Origin of the sequence: Lutimonas saemankumensis, assembly GCF_020171465.1 — a bacterium.
GTDB classification, from domain to species: Bacteria; Bacteroidota; Bacteroidia; order Flavobacteriales; family Flavobacteriaceae; genus Lutimonas; species Lutimonas saemankumensis.
The window spans coordinates 150,599-176,080 of record NZ_JAIUZR010000005.1; the positions used below are offsets into that span (position 1 = coordinate 150,599).

The 25,482-nt window shown below is 37.6% G+C and carries 22 protein-coding genes; 11 read left to right on the plus strand and 11 right to left on the minus strand.

The annotated features are described in order from the left end of the window. The first annotated feature begins 96 nt into the window (after positions 1 to 96). The 4 genes from LCM02_RS12660 to ypfJ all read left to right on the plus strand — a co-directional run bounded on the left by LCM02_RS12660 (position 97) and on the right by ypfJ (position 4,793). Complete coding sequence (locus LCM02_RS12660; RefSeq protein ID WP_224930632.1) at positions 97 to 1,050, plus strand: polysaccharide deacetylase family protein; 954 nt, start codon at positions 97 to 99, stop codon at positions 1,048 to 1,050. A 253-nt stretch (positions 1,051 to 1,303) separates the two neighbouring features. Next, entirely contained in the window at positions 1,304 to 2,074 is a 771-nt protein-coding gene (locus LCM02_RS12665; RefSeq protein WP_224930636.1) for a hypothetical protein, read from the plus strand. 70 nt (positions 2,075 to 2,144) lie between these two features. Continuing rightward, entirely contained in the window at positions 2,145 to 3,785 is a 1,641-nt protein-coding gene (locus tag LCM02_RS12670; protein ID WP_224930641.1) for a hypothetical protein, read from the plus strand. A 114-nt stretch (positions 3,786 to 3,899) separates the two neighbouring features. Further along, positions 3,900 to 4,793: a KPN_02809 family neutral zinc metallopeptidase gene (gene ypfJ, locus LCM02_RS12675; RefSeq protein WP_224930644.1), complete on the plus strand. Its 894-nt coding sequence runs from the start codon at positions 3,900 to 3,902 to the stop codon at positions 4,791 to 4,793. 51 nt (positions 4,794 to 4,844) lie between these two features. Here ypfJ and LCM02_RS12680 read toward each other — a convergent pair whose 3' ends face one another. Next, positions 4,845 to 5,186 (minus strand): hypothetical protein, encoded by a 342-nt coding sequence (locus tag LCM02_RS12680; protein ID WP_224930647.1) that lies wholly within the window; start codon positions 5,184 to 5,186, stop codon positions 4,845 to 4,847. Positions 5,187 to 5,361: 175 nt separating this feature from the next. Between LCM02_RS12680 and LCM02_RS12685 the strand changes: the two genes are divergently transcribed. After that, entirely contained in the window at positions 5,362 to 6,246 is an 885-nt protein-coding gene (locus LCM02_RS12685) for a ChaN family lipoprotein (protein ID WP_224930651.1), read from the plus strand. A 55-nt stretch (positions 6,247 to 6,301) separates the two neighbouring features. Here the strand turns inward: LCM02_RS12685 and LCM02_RS12690 are convergent, their stop codons facing one another. Next, positions 6,302 to 7,255, minus strand: coding sequence for a DUF2911 domain-containing protein (locus LCM02_RS12690; protein ID WP_224931464.1), 954 nt, complete (start codon positions 7,253 to 7,255; stop codon positions 6,302 to 6,304). 321 nt (positions 7,256 to 7,576) lie between these two features. On the opposite strand from LCM02_RS12690, the gene LCM02_RS12695 reads away from it, so the two are divergent. Both LCM02_RS12695 and LCM02_RS12700 read left to right on the plus strand, forming a co-directional pair. Continuing rightward, positions 7,577 to 7,981, plus strand: coding sequence for a DUF2721 domain-containing protein (locus LCM02_RS12695; RefSeq protein WP_224930654.1), 405 nt, complete (start codon positions 7,577 to 7,579; stop codon positions 7,979 to 7,981). Between the two features lie 104 nt (positions 7,982 to 8,085). Continuing rightward, entirely contained in the window at positions 8,086 to 9,378 is a 1,293-nt protein-coding gene (locus LCM02_RS12700) for a serine hydrolase domain-containing protein (protein WP_224930657.1), read from the plus strand. A 63-nt stretch (positions 9,379 to 9,441) separates the two neighbouring features. Here LCM02_RS12700 and LCM02_RS12705 read toward each other — a convergent pair whose 3' ends face one another. Both LCM02_RS12705 and LCM02_RS12710 read right to left on the minus strand, forming a co-directional pair. After that, the gene (locus LCM02_RS12705; protein ID WP_224930661.1) at positions 9,442 to 10,713 is read right to left on the minus strand and encodes a hypothetical protein; all 1,272 of its coding nucleotides are present in this window, start codon (positions 10,711 to 10,713) and stop codon (positions 9,442 to 9,444) included. After that, positions 10,713 to 13,958: a carbohydrate-binding protein gene (locus LCM02_RS12710; RefSeq protein ID WP_224930665.1), complete on the minus strand. Its 3,246-nt coding sequence runs from the start codon at positions 13,956 to 13,958 to the stop codon at positions 10,713 to 10,715. Before LCM02_RS12710 ends, LCM02_RS12705 begins: the two co-directional genes overlap by 1 nt. A gap of 206 nt (positions 13,959 to 14,164) precedes the next feature. Between LCM02_RS12710 and LCM02_RS12715 the strand changes: the two genes are divergently transcribed. Beyond that, on the plus strand, positions 14,165 to 17,119 hold the full coding sequence (locus tag LCM02_RS12715) for a triple tyrosine motif-containing protein (RefSeq protein WP_224930668.1): 2,955 nt from the start codon (positions 14,165 to 14,167) through the stop codon (positions 17,117 to 17,119). A gap of 87 nt (positions 17,120 to 17,206) precedes the next feature. On the opposite strand, the gene LCM02_RS12720 is transcribed toward LCM02_RS12715, so the two are convergent. The 7 genes from LCM02_RS12720 to LCM02_RS12750 all read right to left on the minus strand — a co-directional run bounded on the left by LCM02_RS12720 (position 17,207) and on the right by LCM02_RS12750 (position 23,769). Further along, positions 17,207 to 17,800 (minus strand): HD domain-containing protein, encoded by a 594-nt coding sequence (locus LCM02_RS12720; RefSeq protein WP_224930672.1) that lies wholly within the window; start codon positions 17,798 to 17,800, stop codon positions 17,207 to 17,209. Between the two features lie 15 nt (positions 17,801 to 17,815). After that, positions 17,816 to 18,322: a Pycsar system effector family protein gene (locus LCM02_RS12725; RefSeq protein WP_224930677.1), complete on the minus strand. Its 507-nt coding sequence runs from the start codon at positions 18,320 to 18,322 to the stop codon at positions 17,816 to 17,818. A gap of 33 nt (positions 18,323 to 18,355) precedes the next feature. Then, complete coding sequence (locus LCM02_RS12730; RefSeq protein ID WP_224930680.1) at positions 18,356 to 20,233, minus strand: adenylate/guanylate cyclase domain-containing protein; 1,878 nt, start codon at positions 20,231 to 20,233, stop codon at positions 18,356 to 18,358. A 17-nt stretch (positions 20,234 to 20,250) separates the two neighbouring features. Continuing rightward, positions 20,251 to 20,826 carry a hypothetical protein gene (locus LCM02_RS12735; protein ID WP_224930684.1) on the minus strand — a complete coding sequence of 192 codons (576 nt, stop codon included), beginning with the start codon at positions 20,824 to 20,826 and terminating at the stop codon, positions 20,251 to 20,253. Positions 20,827 to 20,989: 163 nt separating this feature from the next. Beyond that, positions 20,990 to 21,328 (minus strand): hypothetical protein, encoded by a 339-nt coding sequence (locus LCM02_RS12740; protein ID WP_224930688.1) that lies wholly within the window; start codon positions 21,326 to 21,328, stop codon positions 20,990 to 20,992. A gap of 111 nt (positions 21,329 to 21,439) precedes the next feature. Next, positions 21,440 to 23,179 (minus strand): adenylate/guanylate cyclase domain-containing protein, encoded by a 1,740-nt coding sequence (locus tag LCM02_RS12745; RefSeq protein ID WP_224930691.1) that lies wholly within the window; start codon positions 23,177 to 23,179, stop codon positions 21,440 to 21,442. 140 nt (positions 23,180 to 23,319) lie between these two features. Continuing rightward, entirely contained in the window at positions 23,320 to 23,769 is a 450-nt protein-coding gene (locus tag LCM02_RS12750) for a hypothetical protein (RefSeq protein ID WP_224930694.1), read from the minus strand. Between the two features lie 190 nt (positions 23,770 to 23,959). Here LCM02_RS12750 and LCM02_RS12755 point away from each other — a divergent pair, with 190 nt between their 5' ends. The 3 genes from LCM02_RS12755 to LCM02_RS12765 all read left to right on the plus strand — a co-directional run bounded on the left by LCM02_RS12755 (position 23,960) and on the right by LCM02_RS12765 (position 25,468). Next, positions 23,960 to 24,247, plus strand: a complete 288-nt coding sequence (locus LCM02_RS12755) for a hypothetical protein (protein ID WP_224930697.1) — start codon at positions 23,960 to 23,962, stop codon at positions 24,245 to 24,247. A 64-nt stretch (positions 24,248 to 24,311) separates the two neighbouring features. Continuing rightward, complete coding sequence (locus tag LCM02_RS12760) at positions 24,312 to 24,689, plus strand: transmembrane 220 family protein (RefSeq protein WP_224930701.1); 378 nt, start codon at positions 24,312 to 24,314, stop codon at positions 24,687 to 24,689. 143 nt (positions 24,690 to 24,832) lie between these two features. Continuing rightward, positions 24,833 to 25,468 (plus strand): hypothetical protein, encoded by a 636-nt coding sequence (locus LCM02_RS12765; RefSeq protein WP_224930706.1) that lies wholly within the window; start codon positions 24,833 to 24,835, stop codon positions 25,466 to 25,468. Positions 25,469 to 25,482 lie beyond the last annotated feature (14 nt).

The following is a 25,482-nucleotide window of genomic DNA, read 5'->3' on the forward strand; positions in this document are numbered from 1 at the left end:
GGAAAGGTTTCCGGATTTTACTGTATATTTAGCTTGCGATGTGTAAAGAATTTTATTTTTTTAATTTGAAGTTCTTTAAGATAAAAAAGCCAAACCATGCACAAAACAAACACCTTTTTTTCAGTAGTAATATCTAAGAAATATAAAAGGTTGATATTTCCCCTGTTTTTCTTCATTGTATCCGTCTCTTCTGTTGCGCAGGAAAACATAGCGACAAAACTGGGTTATGAAGCTGATGCCAGATTGCTTATCATTCATGCGGATGATCTTGGAGTAGCTCATTCTGAAAACAGGGCTTCGATTAAAGCCATTGAGGAGGGATCAGTGAATTCTGCCAGTGTTATGATGCCAACCCCCTGGGTCCTGGAAGCTGCCAATTATGCAAAAGAAAATGCTGAAACACATGATTTTGGGCTGCACCTGGTATTGTCATCAGAATGGAAGAATTATAAATGGGGGCCTGTGACTTCCAGAGATAAGGTTCCTAGTTTAATAGATGATCACGGATATTTTCATAATGAGTGCAAGTCGGATATGAATATTGAAGAAGTTGAAACTGAATTGCGATCGCAGATTCACAGGGCTTATGCCATGGGATTGATTCCGACTCACCTTGATACACATATGGGATGTTTGGTTCAGACCCAGGAATTGATGGAGGTTTATTTAAAGATGGGAAAGGAATATAAATTGCCGGTCCTTGCAAGCAAAATGTTTCCGGCCGATCTTTTGGAAAAATATGATGTCAGGATTGTTTTGGAAGAAATTTTGACCATAATGCCAGAACAATATGAAAAAGGAACAGTTGAGTACTATACGGAGGCCATTAAAAATTTGAAACCGGGACTGTCCACATTTTTGATCCATACGGCTTATGATGATGCTGAGCTAAAGGGGATGACCATTGAGCATCCCGACTGGGGAAATGCCTGGCGACAAAAGGACTATGATTTTTTCACCAGTGAAAGCTGTAAGGATCTTCTAAAAAAGGAAGATATAAAACTTGTTACTTGGAGGCAGCTTAAAGATGCCTATTTTACCAACCGCTGAATCCCTTTAAGAGAGGAACCTGCTTTCACCAGGATCTGTAATGGACATTGATAAAGGTGAATGGATGAAGGGGCTGGACGTCTTTTCTTTAATCGATTAATTCTCAATTGCATTCTAAGTATCAATAATCATTCGAAAATAATTTTTTCAGATACAATTAGAACGGATTTTGGCTGCCTGTGATGAGGATATCGAACAAATTTAAATTTTTCGTAACTTTAAGAGAATTTATTAACCTAATCAATCCAAAATCATGAAAAAACTTAGCATATTTTTAATGGCCATATGTTTTGCCACCTCCCTGAGTGCTCAGATTAGTTATTTGCAATACCGTCATGTACCTGCTGAGCATGAGGATAAATTTGTAGAGCGGGAAACCAAGCATTGGTCCAAAGTCGCTCAGGCAGCGATAAAAAAAGGACAAATGTCCTCCTGGTCTCTCTGGCGAAAAGTAGGAATCACGAATGCATCTGACAGAACTCCGAATTATGTTATTGTAAACACTTTTGAGAGTCTGGATAATATGGATTTGAATAAAGTCTGGTCAGATAATATGGACGCCCTGGGTGAGGTAAAACCTGAAGATGTTGAAACCATGTCCTTTACAACTACAACCTTTGACTATTTTGTTCAAAGAGAAGATTATATTGACGGAAACTATAAGTTCGCCTTGGTCAATTACGGTAAACCCACAGATTTGACGGCATTTATTCAGGAAAACAGATCGCTTTGGAAACCTCTTCATCAGGCGAGCATTGAAAATATTATGAACGCAATGACCTATTGGGGGATGTCATCAGTAATTTATCCCGTTGGAAATCTTGATCGATTCTCGGTTTTCACAGTGGACGGATTTAATAAACTCAATGATGCGCTGGATTATCTGCGATTTACAGAAACATCGGATAATTCTCCAAATGCAGCGGCTTGGAACGACGTAATAGATAAAACAAAAATGGATGAGCTGATGCCAAATGGTTTTGAGAGAAGGATTATTTATGAACGTGTCCTTACCGTAAACTAAACAGACTCAATCAAGGTTTTATTAATTGAAAAATCTCTCGGAATTTCTGAGGGGTTTTGATTCTTATGTTTTGAAAAAGTATAACCGAATTTTTTTAATTGTCATTTTAGTCCTTGTAGTTCTTTATAAAGGAGTTGAATGGTGGGTAGAATACAGGCTGGAAGTTCTTATCAACAGGAATCCGGATAGGGCTTATAATATTGAATATGCAAATATGGATCTTCATGTTTTATTCAAGGGGGTTACTCTTGAAGAAATGAAAATTGTTCCTGTTCGCATTGACAGTGGGACCGTAATCAGAGGCTCTGTTGAATATGCAAAGCTCGATGGATTGGTTTGGATCGATTTGTTTGCCGGTCGTAAACTAAATATTGGCCAGATCATTTTTCAGAAGCCTGTATTCAATATAAAATTAAGTAATGACACCGTTAAGAAATCAAGTGGAAAGGGGCTGCAGGAATTGTTCGGGGACATTTTGTCAAGGGGAAAATTAAGGAGATTTGAAATAAAAAACGGAGGCATCGTTCTATTGGAACCCCATGATAAAAGCATTGTAGGGGAATTAAGTAATTTGAACCTTGTTGCCAATGAATTGAAAACAGATTCGCTGCAATGGAAGAACCTCATCCCCTTTGAACTGGGAAGTTTTCAGGCATCTATAGACAGTCTTTACTGGGATATCAATGCGTATACTAAGGTTAGTACCGGGAGAATGGAATACCGCATGAGAGATAAGAGGTTTCGAATAGAAAACCTTAACATGGCGTATACTGAGGATTGGAAGATGGTCAGTAAGAAAATTGGAAAGCAAAAAGATCTCATGGAAGTTATGTTGAGGGAAATAGCTTTTGAACAACTTGAGGCATCGAGCAGTTTCTACAGTGAGCTTGATATCCTTGCAAAGAAAATAGTCCTTGAGGATCTTGTTTTTAAAGACTATCGGGATAAAAACATGGTGCGGCCTTCTGATGTGATTAAACCAATGTTCAAGGGAATGGTAGATGCGATTCCTTTTGAATTGAAAGTTGATAGTATTGTACTGAAGAATGCCGAGGTCTGGTATTCAGAACTTGGAAAGAACAAAACAGAAGCAGGTACTGTAAGATTTGAAAGCATCAACGGATTTGTTACCAACCTGACAACAATTGATGAGTTGCAAGACTCTTACAAGAACTTTAAAGCTACTTTTGATGCGAGCCTCAATGGAATTGCCCCAGTTAGCTTCAATCTTAAGGTCCCCTACAACAAAGAGGCTTTTTACGCGGAGGTTCGGATAGGAAAAATGGATTTGGTCAATATGAATCAAACTACAAGAACCCTTGCAGGCGTTGAAATAGTTTCAGGAAATTCTGATCGGATTTACTTTGAAATGAACGCCTCGGACAAAACATCAGAGAATAAAATGTTTTTTGATTATCGTGACCTTAAATTAAATTTACTCAAAGAGAACAAAGAACATCAGTTAAAGAATAAACCATTGGTTTCCGCCATTGCAAATTCAGCAATTCGACATCACAACATTCCTGATGAAGGGAAATACCTTCAGGCCTCATACTATACTGAAAGAAATCCTTACAGAGGCCCATTTAATTATATGTGGTTAGGTGTAATGGATGGAATGATGCACATTGTTCCGGGAAAATCGGTTCAAAAGGTACTAGGGCTGGAGAAAAAGGGGAAAAAAGAAAAAAATGCTAAAAAAAAGAAATAAAAGGTCGTTGAACAGCTGTTTTATCTATTCCCTTAATATTGCTTAAATTAGTGTCACTATGAACTGCAAGGGGAATAGCCTAAAGGCTTATTCTAAAAATCAAAACTTTAGAGGATGAAATGGAAGGGTAGAAGGAGAAGTTCCAACGTTGAGGACAGGCGAGGCAGGTCAGGACATGGAGGAAGAGGATTTAATCCCATGATGCTTGGGCCTTTGATCAGGCTTTTGTTTTCAAAAACCGGACTGGTAATAGTAGGGTTATTTCTTCTAATATCTTTTGCAACAGGCAACAACCCCCTAAGTTTACTTGGGAACTTCTTGTCCGGAGGGCCACAGCAAACCCAATCAGCTGCACCTTATATCGGAAGCGCCAAAGAAAATGAATTGGCTGAGTTTTCAGCCGTTATTTTAGCCAATACTGAGGATGTTTGGAACGGCCTTTTTCAGAATTACAGAGAACCTACTTTGGTTCTTTTTTCAGGTTCGGTTTCCTCGGCCTGTGGAATGGCTTCCAGCGCAACGGGGCCGTTTTATTGTCCCGGTGATGAGAAATTGTACCTGGATCTTAGCTTTTTTGATGATATGGAGCAGAAGCTAAATGCTCCCGGTGATTTTGCCCAGGCCTATGTCATTGCCCATGAGGTTGGACATCATATTCAAAAACTTATGGGAACAACTGATAAAGTACATGCTTTAAGGGGACGATTGAGCGAAAAGGAATACAATCAATATTCGGTGCGCTTGGAACTGCAGGCTGATTTTTTAGCTGGCGTATGGGCGCATCATTCCGAACAGATGACCCGAATGATGGAGGAGGGAGATCTGGAAGATGCTTTGAATGCTGCTTTCGCCATAGGAGATGACAGATTGCAAAAACAGTCTTCCGGTAGAGTAGTGCCCGATTCATTTACTCATGGTACTTCTGCCCAAAGGGTGAGATGGTTTAGAAAAGGTTATGAAACGGGGGACCTGGCACAAGGAGATACCTTTAATGCCAATCCTTTATAAAAAAAGGATCAATATTAGTCTATTTTGATCAATTTTACTTGTTACTAAGATTTAAGCGCGATCTCCTTGAAGGGAGCCCAGTCCAAACCATTGTCTCCAGCTTTTTGGTTCCGGAGTTTCTTCTTTCTTTGTTACTTGAATCTTTTCGAGCTCCCAGCTAATGAAGTTTTTTCCTTTCTCGGTGAGTCTGAAATAACCGGGCCTTCTTACCCGTTCAATACATCCTTGTTCCTGAAGAAAGTCCATGCTTTCAGTAATTAAAGGCCTGTTCGATTCATTAAAATGGAATTTTTTTCTTGAATAGTTCCAAATGCTGTATTCGTTAAAATCCATTCTGAATTGTTGAAGAAATCTCAGTATTTTAGTACTGTTACTAAGAGTAATTTCATCCATATTGTTATTGTGTTTAGAATTGTTATTCTCAAATATAAGGCTTTATTCTTTGTAAATCAATGATGTATATCATAAAAAGCTGACTCTTTCCGAGTGGAACATCTCAATAATTAGGATTTGGTTTCAGAATAAAATTTCAATGAATAATATGTAAATTGCTCCAAAAAACATTTCAATGAAACAAATAAAGGCAAGTTTTATCCTATTTCTTTTTTTAATAACTTCTATATCGGCTCAAGATAAGTCAGCCTATAAATTGTATAGTAACAAAGGCAAAGAGGTCAGGTATAAAAAAATGATTAAAGACCTCCAAGGAAGGGATATGGTATTTTTTGGAGAGTATCATACCAATCCGATTTCCCACTGGCTTCAACTTGAAGTTGCACAGAGTTTATTTGAACTTCGAGGGAAGGATCTGTTTTTGGGTGCGGAAATGTTTGAAAACGGAAATCAGCTGGTTTTGAATGAGTATTTACAGGGCTTTTATGGTGAGGAGAAAATGATTCCTGAAGTAACGCAGATGTGGGGAAATTACAAAACGGACTATAAACCCTTGGTTAATTTTGCCAAGGACAATGGACTTCGGTTTATTGCTACTAATATTCCTAGGCGCTATGCTTCAATGATCAATAAAAAAGGTATAGACGTCTTGCGCGAACTGAGCCCTGAAGCACGTAAGATGATCGGTCCGGATCTGGAGAAATATTTTGACCCTAATGTGAAGGCCTATGCTGAAATGGCAGAGATGATGGGGAGCCATGTTCCTCCGAATATGCTGAACATTCAAACAGCACAGGCATCAAAAGATGCAACCATGGCGCATTTTTCGTTAAAGAACTATAATTCTGGTAACCTGCTGCTGCATTTTCAGGGTTCTTATCATTCGAATTATGATCAGGGTATAATCTGGTGGATTAATAAGATTCAGCCAGGTTTGAATATTGCATCGATATCGACGGTAACCCATGCTGAATGGGAGAAGTTTTCTGAGGAAGAAAAAAATACGATTGCTGATTATATCATTGTTGTTGCTGATAACATGACCCAGACAAGCAGATAATAGAAATTTCAAAAAAAGCCCGGTTAATCCGGGCTTTTTTAATAGCTCATTAAATTTACATGGCTTCCAGTTCGGCCAAAAGCTTTTCAGAATTAGCCCTGACATTGGCAGGAGGATCCAGTGCTAGAGATTTCTTCAAGTATTTGACGGCATTTTTCTTGTCGCCCATTATTTTATAACATTCACCTAAACTATCGTGAACATTGGCATTTTCCGGATTGTTCTTTACATTTAATTTAAAGAATTTAAGGGCACTTTCATAATCTTGGGCATTAAGCATCTGATATCCCAATGTGTTCAGCTGATTCATATTGGCCATCTGAGCTGCTTCCTCCATCAAGGCGGCATATTCATCGGTATTTCCCATTTTTCTCAGGATCTGGGCCTTAAGGGCCAGGTTGTTGAATGTTTTCTGACTGTAAAAGTTTCCAGAGATGGCTCCATCTACCCATCCTAAAGCTTCCTCAAGATCTCCGTAATTATTCGCTGAAAAACGAGCCGCCTGTTCCCAGTTCTGGCGACTGAAACCTAATTGTCCTTTGCTTTTCTCCCTGAAATCAGACAAGACAATATCAGTTACATCAAATGAGATGGTAAAAGGAAACTCTTTCTTTTCCCAAACCAGTGCTGCAGTAGTACTTGTTGGTGTAAGCTGGACAAATTCAAATGTTAGCAACTCTTTATGGGGTACTTCCTTTGTTGTTACATCAACCCGAAGGGCGTCATTATTCTCGTCATAGAAAAAACTTCCCCATGAACTAATATCTTTAGAAAAAATAATTGTGGCGTTGTCTCCATCTTTTACAATAATGTGGAGTCCATAAGTTCCTGCTGGAATCTCTTTGCCTTCAATTTTGGCATCATGAGAGAATGAAATGGTAGTATTCTCATCAGCTCCTGCTCTCCAGGGAGCCTCGCTGGCGGTTCCAAAACCCGGGTTCGTCATTCCATAAGGTACCAGTTTACCCCAAACTTCTCGCCCTTTAACACTTGGCCTTGAGTAATTAATTGTTACATCAGAAGTCCCAACTGTTTGAGAAACAGTGGCTTTTGACTTCCACGAGGTAAATTGATCTGGCCCTTACTTATGAAGGCACCCAAGAAAAAAGTGAATGCAAATGCAATCACACGTAAATTTTTGTAATGATAGTTCATGTTATTTATGATTAAAATTGAATGACACTAAAATATGGGCTTTGTAAGCCTCTCATTGTTAGCGTTTTGTTAAAGTATCAGAACAGGTGCTCTTTTAACGATTATTTAAGAAAATTAAGGAAGGCTGATTCTCGTAAAACCATAATTTTTGGACTGATTGAGTTATATTTGAGAAATGGAACAACTTACACTTACAACCCCGGCCTTATTATTTTCAGCTATTTCTTTGATCATGCTGGCATATACGAATCGCTTTTTGGCTTACGCAGCAGTCGTAAGAAATTTGCATGACAAGTATAAAAAGGATAAAAAGAAGGTGTTTATGCAGCAAATTGAGAATTTGCGTAAACGACTCTATCTGACCCGTTCAATGCAGATTTTTGGCATAAGCAGTTTGCTTCTCTGTGTACTGACGATGTTTTTGATTTATGTTGAGCAACATGTTATTGCCATCTGGATCTTTGGTTTGGCACTCATTCTTTTAATTGTTTCACTTGGTCTTCTTATCAGGGAAATACAGATATCGGTAACTGCACTGGAACATCATTTAAGTGATATCGAGCAAAAGGATCAGGACTAATTATGGTATTATCGTTATAAACCTGACATATAGCTAATTGTTGAATTTTTATGTATTTTTAGTAACAATTTTAGTTTATCAGTAATCAGAATCAACAAGCCACCATGAAACAATTTCTTATTGTACTCTCCCTCTTTGCCACTTTCACCGCACTAAGTCAAACCAAATCAATTAAAAATTCTCCACCGCTATCAGAGGCGAACCCTGAAACTGTTGGGATGTCTGAGGAGCGATTATCCTTTATTGACGACGCGGTGATGGAATCGATAGAGAAAAAAGAGATTCCCGGAGCAGTAGCCCTGGTAGCCAGAAAAGGTAAAATAGTGTATTACAAAGCTTTTGGCATGGCCGATAGAGAGGCCAAAAGGACATTAAAAAAAGACGATATCTTTAGAATTGCTTCTCAAACAAAAGCCATAACCTCAACAGCTGTGATGATGCTTTGGGAAGAGGGAAAGTTTAGATTGGATGATCCTATTTCAAAGTATATTCCCGAGTTTAAAGACCCTATGGTTCTGGATTCCTTGATCGAAAAGGATTCTTCGTTCGTTGCAACAAAAGCCAATAAGGAAATTTCCATCAGACATCTGATTACGCACACTTCGGGTATTGGATATGGTTTTATTGACGGAGATGAACGTTTTAAAAAGATCTACACCAAGGCAGGGATCATCGATGGGTTTACAACTGATAACGTTACCATTGGAGAGAACATTCGTAAATTGGCTAAATTACCCTTACATCACAATCCGGGAGAAAAATTTACATACAGTGAAGGAATTGATGTATTGGGTTATTTTATAGAAATTATTTCGGGAATGCCATTGGATGAGTTTTTCAAAACCAGGATTTTTGAACCACTTGACATGGAAGACACCTGGTTCTATTTACCGAAATCAAAGCACAAAAGACTGGTTACCTTGCAGACCTTAAAAGATGGCCAGTGGGAAACCTATCCTGCATCAGATGTCTATGATCCTAATTACCCCATCACTGGAGCCAAGGCTTTCTTTTCCGGGGGCGCGGGATTGTCCAGTACGGCAAAAGACTATGCAACGTTTTTACAAATGTATCTGAACCAGGGAGAGCTTAATGGAATACGATTGTTGAGCAGGACAACGGTTCAGTTTATGATGGCCAATCAAATTGGAGATCTTTGGGGAGATTCAGGTAATTTCCACGGTCTCGCTTTTGGTGTAAATGGTCAAAAAGGACAAGATAAAGGAGGCGAGGGCAGCATGGGTTCCTTTTGGTGGGGAGGATATTTCAATACCATGTACTGGGCTGATCCTGAAGAAGAAGTTATAGGAATCCTTATGAAGCAGACCATGGATGTCAAAGAAGATAATTCAGGATGGAAATTCAGACAAGTTGTGGGACAGGCCATTGATGATTAAAAAAAGCCGCATGATTCATGCGGCTTTTTTTAATTCAAATATAAATTTGGACATTGAGCAGGTTTATTGAACCTCTTTAAGCTCTAAATTGTCGATATACACTCCGGTACCAAAATTACCTTCCCAGTTTCCTGCCTTGATTCCAAGATAAATGGTTCCATTTGCTGTAAGATCGCTTTCCAGGAAAGTTATGTTTCCATTCGAATCAAATTGAGACCCATCGGGTAAGACGCAACCATCTTTGATAATCTCAAATACATCTCCATCAAATGCATCATTACCGCAACCCTCTACGTCACCACCGAAACTTTTGATGTAAAGATCCATCCCGTCAGGGCCATAATCGGCCATGCCATCGGTGATCGGAGTTTTATCAAAATAAACTTCGATCCAGGAACCTGAGGTTCCCTCACTTCTGGCATTCATCTTAAATTGATAGGTTTTCCCGGCCTCTACTTCAATCTCCTGCCAAATGATGGCGTTTGAAAATGCGGTTCCTTCCGCACCAATGAATTTATATTCACCATCAACAAAATCATGTTCCACATTATTGTCATTATTGGTCCAGATTTGATAATAAGACCAGTCTCCGGTATCGTTCATTTCGCCGTCAGCCACAAGATTCGCTGATGGTTCAACAGGATCTCCTTCCACTACTGAAAAGTTAAATACTTCAGAAGTGGATTTATTTCCTATGGCGTCAATGGTAACGACCTGCCAGTAGTAAGTCAGGTCTTTAGTAACACTGACGTCAAGTGAACTTGAAGTAGGGCTTCCTACCAATGTTGTAGGAGGGTTTGAATTGTCCATATAAACTTCATAAGAAGCAATATCATTGTCATCGTCGCTTCCTGCCCATTCCAGTTTAACGGTTCCCTCATTCACCTCCTTGCCAGATTCAGGCCCTACAAGTGTGGCGGGGTTAGGTACGTGATTGGCTTCCGGAGGACCCGCATTGTAAAAAGTCCAGGTATCGCTTTTTGTTGTAAGTGAAGAACTACTGCTTTTTGAAATCACGAACCAGGAATATGAAGTAGCCCTTAAAAGAGTCACTTTGGCTTCTGTGTTGTTACTGTTGACCGATTTTTTAGATCCCGAATCAATATTTGTAACTTCAAGAGTATAGGAATCAGAGTTTGCAGAGGCAGCCCATTTAAAGGTTACCTCGGTTTCAGTGTCTGATACAATGGTTCCCTCATTACAATCTTTATTGTTTTCCGGGGCATTTAAACTGGCCTTACCAGGGCTTACAGGTTCAATATCGTCATCGTCCCCACAACTAAACCCAGCGTAAAGAATTGTCAATCCGATAAATAGATATAAGAATCGTCTCATTATTTTAAAATTTTATAGTTAAATGTTTGATTTTCATGAATAATTTTAACAAAGAACACTCCATTTGAAAGTCTTGATGCATCCACCTGAATTGATCCTTTTTTATTTCGTCTTGTCATCTTTTCAACAAGTTTTCCGGTAACATCAAAAATTTGAATTTCCATATTTGAAGAAGACAAATTCCCTGCAGAAACATAAAAGTAATCCCGCACAGGATTGGGGTATAAGTATGGAGCAGTATTGAAACTGATCAGTTCCTTGTATTCTCCCTGGCAGTCCAGATCAGTTTTCACAACAAGGTGATTTTCTGAATCTTCAAGAACAAGATTGAAAGAATCATCAGAAGTGGTATACTCGGTTCCGTTCAATGTGATGAGGTAGTTTTTTGACCCGGATAACTTTAAAGTCAACACCGAGTTTTCCTCGTTTAAGCTGGAGGTTACGCTGAGGTCCTCTGGCTGGGTTACCTCCACATTGAAGCACTGGATAAAGTTCTCATCTTCAGATGAAGTAAAGCAGATTTCATAGGAGCCTGCCTCTAAATCGTTAAATTCAGTTTCACTGGTAAAATTATTTGAGGATTCAGAGGCCCCTGATAGGGTAGCGGTGTATTGAAATGACTTTTCTGCTGTAACACTGATACGACCATTGTTGTTTCCACGACAAGTCTCGCTTTCTACCCTTATGGCAAAGTTGTCATATCCAATTTTAAAAACTTCACACCCCTTTTCATTAACTTCAACACCGGGATCACTGTCAGGGCATTCATCTTCAGTATCATCAATCCCGTCCTGATCCGTATCAAGTGCTTTTATTTCCATGTAATTCAGATTGAACCCACCAGTTAAAACTTTCATTCTTAAGGTATAATGACCCTCTGAAAGATCGATGGTACTAAATACATTTTGCCAGTTTTGCCACCCTCCGGTAACGGGCAGATCCAGTGTAAATAATTCGGTTTCGCTGTCATCTTCATTCACAAAATAGATGCCTATTTTTCCTCCTGCAGATTGACTGGCTGCCCTGGCAATAAAAGTAAATTTGGCTGATTCTGTAACATTGATCAGGTAATCAGCATAATCGCCTGGATCGGTGTATCCAAGATTCTTTCCTCCTCCCTCGTCACTTGTGTCTTCCGTTTGAAGTCCGCTCATTGATGAATAATCTTCAGCTTCAATTTTTCCTGGAATTACAAATCGTTCCTGAAGGTTATTCTTTAGAATAAGGTCTTCAAAAGTATTTAAGCTTTTCCCAGAAGTAGTTTTGACGGAGGTTCCTTTATAGCTTAGTTTTACCTCATCCGAAGAAAGTAGTTTTCCGTTGATTTCCAATACCAGAGTACGTTTTTTTCCCTCGGCAAGAGCAACAGATGTCAATTGGACTTCCTGGTCGTTCACGAAAAGCGTAAAGTCATCTAATGAACCATTTATTGTTGCTTCGTCCAAGCCTTGATTTGCCGTTAATTCAACAGTGGATTCGTTTAAGCCAAGTTCTCCGTTTAGCACCACAGCATCGAGGTCATCAAGGTTTCCTGTTTTTGAAAAAGTCATACTACTTATGTTAAAAGAGGTTGCTCCGTCTATATGAAAAGTGATCGTATGTACTCCTTTTTCTAAGGCAATATCAGTTACGGTTTGAGTTTCAAACGTTGTCCATCCTCCGGATGAAGATGTTGTTTGTGTTGAGGTAATCGCTTCATTGTTTAATGCAAGGTGGAACTCTCCACCGTCATTTTGACCTGCAATTCGTGCCTCCATTTTATAAAGGCCTGTTTCCTCTATTTCAACCGTATAATTGATCCATTCACCCTTATTTGTAAATCCTACATGATAGCCATTACTGTTTAGGTCATCTTCATTTTGTTCAATATCGACCCCATCGTTTCGATAGGTCCACCCCGAATTCCAGGCCTGAAAACTATTGGTTGACAACTGGTAATTCGCAGCGTCAATATCATAGTAAGCAAAATTGTTTTTACCCATATCATACTCAGACATATGGATTGTACCAGGAATCGTTTGTTTGCTAAAAGGTTTGGTTTCATCCGTCAAGATCTGTCTGAACTGGGCATCAAGCACATCTTTGTGGTATTCGCAAGAACTACTGTTCGTTTTAAGAGCAAGCTCCATCATGATCGAAAATGCTTCGGCTTCAGTAGGCTTGGCTTCATTTCCTCTCCAGTATTCCAGAATATCTTTATAACCCTGGGTAAAAGGAATGCTGTAAGGGCTTACAATAGTTTCAATTCTCTTCATCGGCCACCAGGACCAGCCAATATCATTTTTCTCAAAAAGGGAAATGGCTTCCTGGAACCAGGTGTTAGAGTTTTCACCTGCTTCACCCATCCATAAAGGAACATTTTCTGACTCTCTAAGATCAAGAACCCATTGGATGGAAGCCTGATCATTTATGGACCAGTACTTGTGAAAACTGTAGACCATATTGTCATCCCATGCCGGAGTCAAACCGGTAAAATCATTGGCAAACCAGTTCCCTTCAATAAAAATGATATGATTTGTATCAACTTTTCTGATTTCTGTGGTAATTTCCTCGTAAAGCGCACGAAGCTGAGTGCCTCCCGGAAGATTCCAGTTGACTTCATTTAAAAGATCATATCCTCCCATCCATGGTTCGTCCTTATACCTTTCAGCGAGCTTTCCCCAGAGTGCGACAGTTTTATTTTGGTTCTCTTCACTTTCCCATAAAGAAGGCTTGTCAGGATCATAATCTGAAATAGCAGCATTCGCACCCTGTCCTCCAGGTGCTGCATGTAGATCCAGGATGAGATACATTTGATTGGCCTCGCACCAGTCCAATAGTTCGTCAACCAAGGTAAATCCCTTATCGAGCCATGTATTTTCACCAGATACAGGCTCCTTTTCGATAGGAAGTGTAAATAGATTGTAGTGCATAGGGAGTCTAACGCTGTTAAAACCCCATTTGGCCAGGGAATCAATGTCTTTTTTTGTTACATGGTTTTCCAGCCAGGCATCGAAGAATTCATCGGTCTTTTGCTGTCCCATTAACGCTTCAAGCCTTTCTCTGAATTCGTGCTGTGTGTCTGCCACATCTGAAGACTGCATCATGTAGCCCTCCATGAGCATCCACCCTCCAAGGCCGGCCCCTTTGAGGATCACCTCATTGCCGTTGGAATCGACTATTTTTTTGTCTTGGGTTTTTAGATTTTGACCCCAGGAAAGAGCCCCGGAAAACAAAATTATAAGTAGAAGTAGTTTTATTTTCATAGGTATAGTATATTTGTTTACTTCTCAAATTTATCCTCCTACTTTAAGGCGACCTAAAAATTACCTACACTAAAGTTACACCATAGGTTGAAGTATTTACGTCAGCAATACATCATTTGCCGTAAAATACTGATAAACAGATTAATAAAATTCATATTTTTTAACTTAAATTGATTACATTTAATTTCTCGAAGAAATGATTTACTATGCGCTTTTTAGGATTCTTTAGATCGGAAAATGTTCATATAGTTACCAGATTTATCCTGTGTTTCCTGCTTTTTATTTTTGTAATCCAGTTATATTCTCAGGATCATGAAAACGAGGTTTCTGAGTTGCATTTTAACCCAGGTTTAACGGAATTTAAAATATCCGATTTTAAGTCCAGTGAACAATTTTATGCGATGGAGGAAGATGATGAGGGGATTCTTTATTTCGGTAACAATGACGGGGTTCTGGTCTTCGATGGAGAACGATGGCATAAGGTATCTCTTCCTAATAACTCACAGGCAACATGTCTTGTAAAAGCAATGGATGGTGAAATCTATGCAGGAGGGTTTAATGAGTTAGGTATTGTAAGGAGGGATAATTACGGAATCTATCGATTCTATTCTTTGAAGGAAAAGTTTAGCCTTTCAGAATACAGTTTTGATTACATATGGCAAGCCCATTCGTTCAAAGACTATATTGTTTTTAGATCTTTTGGAGAGTTGATACTTTTATCGTCAAATGGTATAACTCATATTAAGCCTAAAAATTTCTTTGTCTATTCAGGAGTGATTAATGGTCAATTTTATGCCATGGACTATGACCACGGACTCATGAAGTTTGACGGCGAAAAACAGGGGTTGGTGGAGTTTCTGGATACCGAAAACAAGGATTTCAACGGAATAACATCATTTCTTCCATCTTCAGAGTCGAATCATTTTTATATCGCTACTAAGGCGGGTAGAATTTATTCTGTTGATGCCGCAAATGGTTCGATTTCCACGTGGGCCTCCATTTTTCAAAATGATTATGAAGAGCTCACCACAGCAATAAAATTTGGCAAAAATTATATTCTTGGTACGGATCAGTCTGAAATTCTGGTCTTGACTCAGGAGGGTGATCTGATAAGAAACCACAAGGCGTTTTCTGAAGTTTCGAGTGCAACCTATGTGGATTTTTTTGTTGCCGACAACACCTTTTGGATCTTAAAAAATAACGGACTTTCAGCCCTTGAGTTTGATCTTCCCGATATTCAACTGTTCGACAGATCTTCAGTATATGATATCTTGATAGACCATGGAAATATCTATCTCGGAACCAGCTCTGGAGTATTTTTTTCGGAGTTTAGATCTCCTTTAAATACATTTGGTAAATTGAAATTCTCAAAAATATCCGGACTGGACGGACAAGTTTGGTCTATCGATAAAATTGATCAGAAAATAATTGTCAGTGGTCATAACGGCTTGTACAGGTTACTGGGAAATAAGTTAGATCTCATTTTTGGTCAAGATTCTTTTTGGAAGGTAATCAAGGTGGATCACAGGCCGAATATTCTTCTTGCTTCCAGCTACAATGGATTATATCTGCTGAACTTTGTTGATGGCCAATGGACGGTTACCTCGAAGGTTCAAGGATTTGATGAGTCGAGCAGGGATATCTTACAAGGAGATGATGCGACCACGTTTTGGGTGTGCCACGGATTTAAGGGCGTCTTTAAACTAAAACTAGAAGATAATCTTGATCGTGTATATGCTTTGGAACATTTTACGGATAAAAATGGGCTGGATTCTCCTTATAACATCAATGTGACTCGTTATGATAACCAGATAATTTTTACAACGAATACAGGGATTTTTCAATTTAATGAGAAAGGACAGAATTTCGAGCCTTACGAGCCTTTGAATAATATTTTAAGTAGTAAATATAATACAACAAGTATCGAAAAAGATGAGGCCAGAACCTGGTTTGTTCAGGATGATCAATTTGGATTTTTTACTCATGATACATCCGAACCGGTTCTTCAGACAAGTCTGTTCCTGAATCTGAAAGGAAAACTAAACAGAAGTATGGAATCTTATTTACCGATGGAAAACGACAAGATCCTTATAGGAGCAAATGATGGCCTATATCTCTATAAAATTGATTCTAAGGTTGATGATAAAGTTTATGAAACTGTATTGACTAAGGTGAGTTATTATTCAGGAGACGATAAGAAATGGATCGGTGAAAAGATTGACACGACAAGTCTGATTCCAGGGAAAATAGATGTTTTAAGATTCGAATTTGCCTCGCCGGGTATGCCTTTATCTGTTAAGCGGGAGTATCAATATAAATTAAATGGCATAGATTCCGAATGGTCGGATTGGACTGAAAATAATTTTAAGGAATACACCTATCTCGGTCCGGGATCCTATAAATTTAAGGTAAGGTCACGGAATATGAATGGAGAATTTGGAAATGAAGCGTCCTCAGTTTTTGAAGTTCCTAAATCCTGGTACCAAACCAACCTGTTTCGATTATCAGTGTTTGTGATTCTGGCATTAACATTAATCACCACCTTCCATATAGGGCAAAAAAAAATGCGGAAACAGGTTCAGAAAGAGAAAGAATTATCAGAAAGATCCAAAAGACTGCTTGAACTGGAAATAGAACAATTAAAACTAAAGCAGGTAAGTCAGGAAATTGAATTAGCAAAGAACAAGCTGGAAGAAGATCTTATTGCACAACAGAAAGAACTTGCCAATTATACGATGCTTCTGGTAAAGAAAAAGGAGATTATAGTTGATATTTATGAAGATTTAAAGGAATTTGGTCAAAGATTGAAGAATACGGTGCACCGAAAAACTATCCTTGGAATTTTATCAAAGATCCGTCAGCATAGGATTGGAGAGGAGTATATGGAAGTTTTTGATGTTAATTTTGAAAGAGTTCATGTAGATTTCTTTAATAAACTACTTGAAATTAATCCAAAACTGACCAAGAGAGAATTAAGACTTTGCGCCTTTGTGAAAATGGATTTAACAAACAAAGAAATAGCTCCACTTTTAAATATTTCTGTGAGAGGTGTTGAAACCGGAAGGTATCGAATAAGAAAGAAACTGAATGTTCAGGAGAAGAATTTTAAACTTTATCTTGACGCATTAACGATTGAAGCCAAAGAAAAAACCCCTGTATGAAACAAGGGTTTTTTAAACAAGCGTTAAGTCAAAATATGAGGGGGTATAACTTTTATGCTTTAAAGTGATAAAGGTTAACATAAAAAGTCAAATATTTTTTTCAACAATCATATTTTTTAATTCTGCTATTCTTTTTTCTTTCTCTGGTTGCCTGTTTTTAATGGCAAACTCCGTATGATATTGATGCTTTTCTAAAAATCGAATCTGAATTTTGTTCCATTCATTCTTGTCCTTAAGGCCTACCAATACCTTGAGCTCTTCAAAAAGAGAGTCACTGATCTTATAAAAATCAGGCCTTCCCAAATAATCAAGATCTACATCGCAAATAATTTGCTCCAATAAAGTTTGAGGATGTTGAGGGATTTCTGTAGCCAAAATCAAATTGGTAATCGTATTGATCGATTTTTGATCAAAATTGTATTCTTTTAGAATCTTTTGAGCTATTTCAGCACCTTTTTTTTCATGATCGACAGTTGTTTCCGTAAAACCAATGTCATGGAATAAAATACCTAATCGCAATAATTTGGCATCCTCAGGGTCAATCTTGATATGCCTTAAGTATTTATCGCTGGTTTCCAAAGCATCCAAAGTATGATGGACGCCATGGTAATGAAGATCCTTGGACAGTTTATTTTCCAGGATTTTCAGAATCTGTTTTCGAAGCTTGTAATATCCTTTCATTGCAATTAAATTCTCTTATACGGTAACTAGCCAAAAAGCAAGGGCCATGATAACGAATATAAAGCTCAATCCGAAAAACTTGATCGATTTTTGAACGCAGATGAACTTTTGGTCAATTATTTTACTCTCAATATGAATCTGTTGACTTAACTGTTCAAACATTTCATGTTCGCTATTACACACCTCCATCAGTTTCTTGGTATATTCTTTAGCATCCCCAAAACCATATACAGCATCGCGAAAGAAAAATACATTCTTGTCATACTTCAATTCAAGCTGAGGTTTGAAACATTTAAAACAATAATAAATGGATACCAGTACGCAGCCAATCCATAAAAAAGAAAGTACCACAAACACCTTGCTTGTTTCAATCACAGGCTGAAACTGTTCAATTCGGTCAATAAAAAGTCCAATGATAAGACTGTGGAAAGAAAAGATAATCCCCGCTTTTAATTCGGAGGCGCGAATCAGTTTTTCCAGGCGTTCGAGTTGCTCCCAATAATTGTTAGGATCCTGTCTCATCTCATAAAGTTTAATCAGTAATTGCTCCTAAAGTTAACACAAAACTTCGAAACTTTTATCTTTAACAGGATTATGGGGGATTTTTTTTGCTCCTTTGACAAAATACATTTTCATCATCCCCTTGTTCTTAACATCTATTTCACCTCGATATTCGCAATCATAATGATCTTTAATCAGCAGATAGGTATTTTCAGAAATATTAATTTTTCCGGCTTTAGAATTTGATTCCATTCGGGATGCTATGTTAACAGTATCACCCCATATATCATAAGCAAATTTCTTTGTCCCTACCACACCAGCCACAACCGGACCGGTATTAATTCCAATTCGAATGTTGAAGTGAGCAATACTGTCATCTGAGGAATGTCTCATCTTTTCAACAAACTTTTTGATCTCAAATGCGGCTTGAATGACCTTGATCACTTCTTCATCTGAAGTATGGGTCAGTCCGCCCGCACACATATAGGCATCTCCAATGGTTTTAATTTTTTCCAATTCATATTTATCGATAATTTTATCAAATTTAGAAAAGAAAAAATCAACGGATTTCACCAAAATCTCAGGTGATAGGTTTTCAGAATATTTGGTAAAGGCCTGAAAATCTGTAAACATAACCGTTACTTCATCGAATTTTTTGGCTTTCACCTTACCGTTTTCTTTAAGTTCCCGTGCTGTTGAACTTGGAAGGATATTCAGTAGCAGATCGTCGGATCTTCTCTTCGCCTTTCGAATGTTTCTAAAATAGAAGCCGGTTAATCCTAAGAGCGCAATCATACTAAAGGCCAGAATTCTCAGATTTGATTTTTGTTGATTTAAAAGTTCAACTTCGGATTGTTTTAAATCAATTTCGGTCTGCTTTTGAGCAACCTCAAAATCAGTTCGCATATTGGCAATTTCCTGAAAAGAGGCTAGATTGGTAACACTGTCTCGGTAGATTATATAATTCTTATAGAAAAGCATGGCCTGTTTGTCTCTTCCAGTCTGTTCATAGATTTTGGAAAGTTGAAGATTTGCTCGGCTTATTTCAGATTTCAGATTGTGATCCATGGCCAGTTCAAGGCTCTTATAAGCAGATTCGGAGGCTCTTTCCATTTCTTTTTTAACGAGATAAATTTCTGAGATTTCGATTAATGTTTGGCACATAACATCAAAATGTCCTTTTTTTTCAATAATCGGAAAGGCATTATTGATGTTTTTTTCGGCATTTTCGTAATCTTTATTCTGCGCATATACCAGACCTTTGTTCAATTGGTTATATGCCAGACTGATCGAATCATGAACACTTTTGAACAGCTCACCAGACTCCTTGAAGTAGATCATTGCCGAATCGGGTCTATTTAGATAAAAATAGTCAAGACCTAAATTCTCAATGGAGGTTGCTAACTTTATTGTATCTTTTTTTTCGTCTAAATTATTTCTTAAGATGGTTATGGCTTTTTGTTGATAGGGAACACTTGTTCTAAATTCGCTCATTCGTAAATATATGTTTCCAACTGACCCATAAATCATGGCCAACTGAATAGAATCATTATCTCGAATTGCAATGTCACTTCCTTTTAAATAATTATCAATGGCCTCCGGATATTCTCCTAAGGCACTATAAGCATTTCCTTTTTCTAAATAGACAGTAAATAAATATTGGCTCGAGTCCATCTCTTTGGCTAGATTCAAAAGTTCGTCTGAATACTTTAGTTTAGCCTTGAGGTCATGGTGCTTAATGGCAAGATTCTCGAGTATTTCAAGCCTCTTTTCTTCTTCAAAATCTCCGTTGACATAAATTGTTTCTAGACTATCAGCTAGTGATTGATCTTGACCGAATAGACATGTACTTAGAGAAATAAAAAAACCATATATCATCTTTTTACTAAAAGATGATATATGGGCCCTGATTATGTCTCTTTTTTGTGACATTTATGATCTCTTGGCTTTTATGGATGGTAATTAAGAACAGGGTCGATGGTAGTGGTTTGTTTTTTGTTACCTTGACCGAATGAAATTATGATTTTGTAACGTTCTTTGTCACCCAAATTCATGTTCTGTTTAACATCAAACTCCATATCATTATCTCCATCAATTCTTGTCCCGTTCGCAATAAGATCAACATTATCTGGTACATCATCTTTCATTGTGATAGCTTCGATTCTAGGTTTTTGTCCACTTACACCAGGAAGTTTTTTTCCTTTCCATTTTACTTTTTTACCGGCGAATACGGTCACCGTAAAATTTTGTGGCTGGCCAATGATAGAACCTGAATTTCCCTCAACCAATTGTATATAATCGTTAATGTTTATGGTATCTAATAAATATTCTTTTGGAAGTTGCTTTATTAATTTAACCTCAATGGTAACATCTCTAGGAGTTAAGTCTGGGCTAAAAATTTCCATAACATTCAAGACTGAATCCAGTTCCTGCGTTTTTTGTAAAAGAAGATTTTGTTGTTTTTTCCCCTGATCACATCCAGCTAACAATAAAAATGCGAATAAAACGAGTAAATAATTTTTCATGGGTTTGATTTTTAATTTATTTTGGTTTAAACTAAGCTAATACGAAAAACAGGCATAAACAATTGATTTTGGACCAAATACGATTATGCACATGCGAGACGTATTATTTTTTTATCAAAGGTTGATTTTGTAGAAAGTAGCATGAAGTTATATTGGATTCTGTCTATGGTGCAATTAAATGAGATTCAATCTCTCCTTCGCCAACGGGCTCTTTTCCGGTACATAACCTGCCATATTTACCATATTGATTTTTCCAGTACCCAATGAAAATAGGTTTTTCATTTCTCAAAATATCAACAATGATTTGGAATTTTGACATGGGATATTGCAAATGAACATGCTCCAAGTCTTTTGATTCATAGGGTTTGATCTCATTTTCATGAAATTGCAGAACTCCAATTACATTATCCTCTGTATCGTATAAATTAATGGTGGTAAAGCTTCTCATTTTATGGGAGCCTGAATCTATAAAAATTCTATAGGATTGTATTTCAGTGTACATAATATTTTATTTGTTTCAAGAAATGCAAACTAATTTATTATCATCAGTTTTCAAATGACCTGAATCAATAAAGAAATTGATTAGGATCAATAAATTGAATTAATTGAAATATCATGTTTTTAGCCCTCTGACGAAATACATTTTCAGTTTACCTTTGTTTTTGGCTTGAATTTCCCCCCTGTATTCGCAGTCAAAATCATCCTTAACGAGCTTATAAGTGCTTTCTGAAATATTGATTTTACCGGGTATTGAAGAGGATTCCATTCTCGAAGCAATGTTGACCGTATCTCCCCAGATATCATAGGCAAATTTGTCACTCCCTACTACCCCCGCTACCACCGGTCCGCTATTGATCCCTATGCGGATGTCAAACTTTTTAATGTCATCCGGGCCATTCAATTTGGTTTCTCTTACAAAAGCATCTATTTGTATTGCCGCGGAAAGAAGCTTATGGGCATGATCTTTTTGTGGAAAGGGTAACCCGGCAGCTGCCATATAAGAATCACCAATGGTTTTGATTTTTTCAAGGCCGTTTTCTTTGATGATTTCATCAAATTTCTGATAATAATAATCGACACTTTTTACCAGATCCTCGGGGCTCAGGTCTTCAGACAATTCGGTGAACCCTTTAAAATCAGTAAATAAGACAGAGACTGATTCAAATTTTTTGGCTTTTACTTTGCCATACTCCTTAAGTTCCCTGGCGGTCTGTTCCGGAAGAATATTCAGCAGTAACTTATCTGATCTGTTTCTTTCTATCTCAATTAGGGATTTGGTTTTTTCAATAAATTTATACCTTCTGAAAAGCCCGAAGGCCAGTCCGACAATCAATACAAGGGCGCCAATAATCAAATACAAAACGATTTTTTGAATTCTTTGTTTTTGTTGAAGCAAGTCAACTTCCAGCTGTTTTTGGGAGACCTCATAATCTGTTCTGATATCTGCCATTTGCTGAACAGTGGCAATGTTATTCACACTGTCTTTATAAGCGATATGATTTTTGTAATAAAAGAGGGAGGTTTCCGGATCACCTGATTTTTCGTATAAACTGGAGAGTTGTAAATTAGCCTTGCTTATTTCCCCTTTTAAACCATATTTTTCAGAAATTGCCAGGCTTCTTTTTGAATATTTGACGGCAAGGTCCAGGTCGCCCTGACTAGAGTAAAGATCGGATAAATAGGACAGGAAATTGGAGATGGCATAATAATTCTCCATTTTTTCAAACATATTCATTGCATGGTTAATCTCGGCTTCAGCTAGTTCATTTTGGCCGAGGTAAATATAGGCGACTCCTTTGTTTCCTATATTCATCGCTATACCAGGCAGGTATCCAAGTTTTTTAAAAAGTGGTCCGGACTGTTCAAACATGATTAGTGCCGAATCAGGTTTAGAAACCGTTAAGTATTCATCACCGAGATTTTCGAGAGCTTTTGCTAAACTTCTAAGGCTGTCGTTTTTCATGTGAATTGAAATGGCTTTTTTATAGAAACGTACAGAATTTGAATGATTTCCCATGGCGGAATAAACTCCTGCGATCGCCGTGTTCACATCTCCCTGGTAAAAATCATTATAAGGATTGATTTTCTCGGCTAATTTTGCCGATTCATAATAACTCTCCAGGGCTTCACTCTGATTTCCTTTTGAATTTAAGGCATTTCCTTTAAGTAGATGACCAAGATATAAGTAATAGGTTGAATCTGATTTCTGTGCGATTTGAATTAACTCTGTACTATAGAAGAGTGCTTCGTCCGGGTCAGGATGATTAAAGGATATTATTCGAAGAAATTCGAATAACTCATTGTTAGGAACCTGCTCGTTTTTAAAAGCCTGTTCCAAACTGTCAATATTCATTGTTTTTTGACCGTAACTTTCGAAGGGGAAAACCAATATAAAGAAGATGAACACGTATATTTTTCGTTTTGTCCAGTTTCTTTTATGCGTAGTTAATGTCAATATTGATAAGATTCGCTCGAATAGGATGATCATTAAGTTTAATCTCCGACTTTAAGTTTCGGATCTATAGAATACATTTTTCCCTTACCATCTATTTTGAAGGAAATGGTGTATTTGTAATCGGGTTTGTTTCTTGTATTTTTTTTGATGATTCCCGTGACAGTAGTGGTTCCGTCCAGTTCATCTTTGTCAAACACATTGGTCCCTCCTGAATATTTGATCTTTTGAATATCGACAGCACCAGATCCATCACTGGATTCACCGTTCCAAAAAATGGTATCGCCAACATTGGCATAAACCGTATACTCTCTGGTGTCAACATCGGGATCCTGACCAACGAACCGGCAGGCTTGGTGCTCCTCTGTTCCACTCTGAAGCGCCTGAATATCGCATCTAAGGGTCAAATTGATTTCATCCTGTGCAAATCCCATATGGCACATAACCAGAATTAATACGGCGCACGATAATAAGGTTTTTGTAATTTTCATCATAAAGGGTTTAAAGGTTGGTCATGAAAATAGAGCTTACTTCTTTAATTAATAAATCATTTAGGACGAAAATGTAAAAACAATGTCCAAAACCATTGTTTTACTTATCAAAGCATTTATGAAAAAACAGGAATTGAACCTTGAGTTATCAAAAGGGATGACTAAATTTATGGTTCAAAATTCTTTTATTATGAAAAAATTGAATTCTAGATTTAAGCTTATTCCAATACTGGCAGTTTTAGTGTTTTTTCTTACAAGTTGTGCCGAGTCTTTGCCGGTAAAGGAATGTATAGAGGCTGATTCCTATGGTTTTTTCGGCGGGCTCTGGCACGGTATCATTGCTCCGTTTTCTTTTGTGGCTTCCCTGTTCATGGATAGTGTAGCCTTGTATGCGGTAAATAATAATGGAGGCTGGTATGATTTTGGATTTGTGCTGGGAGCAGGGATCTTATTTGGAGGTAGTGGTAAGGCCTCGTAGAAATTGGAAAAAATTAAGTAATTCTGATATGATGATTTGAATCGTATACCATAAAAACTTTTTTATGTCTAAAAATAATTCAAAACCCCTAAAGTGGATCAACTGGTTTTTTCTTCTTATATTTTCATTCTTTACTTATGTCCAGTTCAATGATCCGGATCCTTATATCTGGGTTCTAATTTACGGGTCGGTTGCAATACTGTTTGGGCTATCCAGTTTAATTAAGGTTCCCGTATGGGTTTTGAAGATCCTGATAGCAGTCATCTCGATTATTGCAGTGTTTCATTTGGAATTCTTCTACGATTGGCTCATTAGCGAGGAAAAATCAGAATTATTTGGAGAAATGGTTTACACAAAGCCTTACATTGAGGGGACCCGGGAGTTCTTTGGATTGTTAATTGCTATTTTGGCTCTTCTGTACTTGCACAAAAATTCTGAATAAAAAACCTGTCTTTTTCTCTATTAGTTGCTTTTTATAACTTGTTTACAACTTTTTATCTCCAACTAAGTTTGAAATCCCTAAAATTGGGAAATTTAAAAGGTAGATCCAAGAGATCATTTTTTGAATTTTAGATGATTAACAAAATGAAAACAATTCGGATTTTGACTTTTTTTTCTCTCCTGTTCTCAATACCCTGTTTGAGCCAGCAAAGTGTTATAGGAGAGAAGTCAATCGAAAAAACATACGATAAAAACAATCTTGAAACCTCATTGATATTGTCAAAGGCAGAGCAGTGGTTTGGTATTGAAGAAAACGCTGAAACATTTCAAATTGAGGCTATAGATAAAAACAAAGGTACTTTATCTGCAAATGGAATATCAGCGGTACTTTATAAAAATATCGGGAGAGAACTTTACCCTAAAAGATCCGGAATGGCTGAGGTGCTGGAAGCCGATTTTGGCAAAAGGGTGTCCGTTATGGTGAATGAGGAAGGGTATACAATAAGATACGAGGTAATTGACATGAAAAAGGAAATGTACCATCGGGAAGATCTTTTTTATGATTGTGTTAGTTTTAAAGAGATTGATGAAGATGCTCTTGAGGCCTATAATGAGTCTATGAACAAGTTTCTTAAGGCCAACCTTGTGTTCAAAAAAAGGCGAGAAAAATTTCAGGCCAGCTCACGCGGCCAGTTTGAAGAGGTGAGCAGTTATTTGATGAATGAAGGTGAATTGACAATTTTTTCCCTACAAGAAGCTATACTGGGAGATGACAACTAACATAGTTTTCAAAC

Coding starts and splice junctions, on each gene's coding strand:
- LCM02_RS12660 (WP_224930632.1), top strand. CDS start 97: ATGCACAAAACAAACACCTTTTTTTCAGTAGTAATATCTAAGAAATAT.
- LCM02_RS12665 (WP_224930636.1), top strand. CDS start 1,304: ATGAAAAAACTTAGCATATTTTTAATGGCCATATGTTTTGCCACCTCC.
- ypfJ (WP_224930644.1), top strand. CDS start 3,900: ATGAAATGGAAGGGTAGAAGGAGAAGTTCCAACGTTGAGGACAGGCGA.
- LCM02_RS12680 (WP_224930647.1), bottom strand. CDS start 5,186: ATGGATGAAATTACTCTTAGTAACAGTACTAAAATACTGAGATTTCTT.
- LCM02_RS12685 (WP_224930651.1), top strand. CDS start 5,362: ATGAAACAAATAAAGGCAAGTTTTATCCTATTTCTTTTTTTAATAACT.
- LCM02_RS12695 (WP_224930654.1), top strand. CDS start 7,577: ATGGAACAACTTACACTTACAACCCCGGCCTTATTATTTTCAGCTATT.
- LCM02_RS12700 (WP_224930657.1), top strand. CDS start 8,086: ATGAAACAATTTCTTATTGTACTCTCCCTCTTTGCCACTTTCACCGCA.
- LCM02_RS12705 (WP_224930661.1), bottom strand. CDS start 10,713: ATGAGACGATTCTTATATCTATTTATCGGATTGACAATTCTTTACGCT.
- LCM02_RS12710 (WP_224930665.1), bottom strand. CDS start 13,958: ATGAAAATAAAACTACTTCTACTTATAATTTTGTTTTCCGGGGCTCTT.
- LCM02_RS12715 (WP_224930668.1), top strand. CDS start 14,165: ATGCGCTTTTTAGGATTCTTTAGATCGGAAAATGTTCATATAGTTACC.
- LCM02_RS12720 (WP_224930672.1), bottom strand. CDS start 17,800: ATGAAAGGATATTACAAGCTTCGAAAACAGATTCTGAAAATCCTGGAA.
- LCM02_RS12725 (WP_224930677.1), bottom strand. CDS start 18,322: ATGAGACAGGATCCTAACAATTATTGGGAGCAACTCGAACGCCTGGAA.
- LCM02_RS12730 (WP_224930680.1), bottom strand. CDS start 20,233: ATGTCACAAAAAAGAGACATAATCAGGGCCCATATATCATCTTTTAGT.
- LCM02_RS12735 (WP_224930684.1), bottom strand. CDS start 20,826: ATGAAAAATTATTTACTCGTTTTATTCGCATTTTTATTGTTAGCTGGA.
- LCM02_RS12740 (WP_224930688.1), bottom strand. CDS start 21,328: ATGTACACTGAAATACAATCCTATAGAATTTTTATAGATTCAGGCTCC.
- LCM02_RS12745 (WP_224930691.1), bottom strand. CDS start 23,179: ATGAATATTGACAGTTTGGAACAGGCTTTTAAAAACGAGCAGGTTCCT.
- LCM02_RS12750 (WP_224930694.1), bottom strand. CDS start 23,769: ATGAAAATTACAAAAACCTTATTATCGTGCGCCGTATTAATTCTGGTT.
- LCM02_RS12755 (WP_224930697.1), top strand. CDS start 23,960: ATGAAAAAATTGAATTCTAGATTTAAGCTTATTCCAATACTGGCAGTT.
- LCM02_RS12760 (WP_224930701.1), top strand. CDS start 24,312: ATGTCTAAAAATAATTCAAAACCCCTAAAGTGGATCAACTGGTTTTTT.
- LCM02_RS12765 (WP_224930706.1), top strand. CDS start 24,833: ATGAAAACAATTCGGATTTTGACTTTTTTTTCTCTCCTGTTCTCAATA.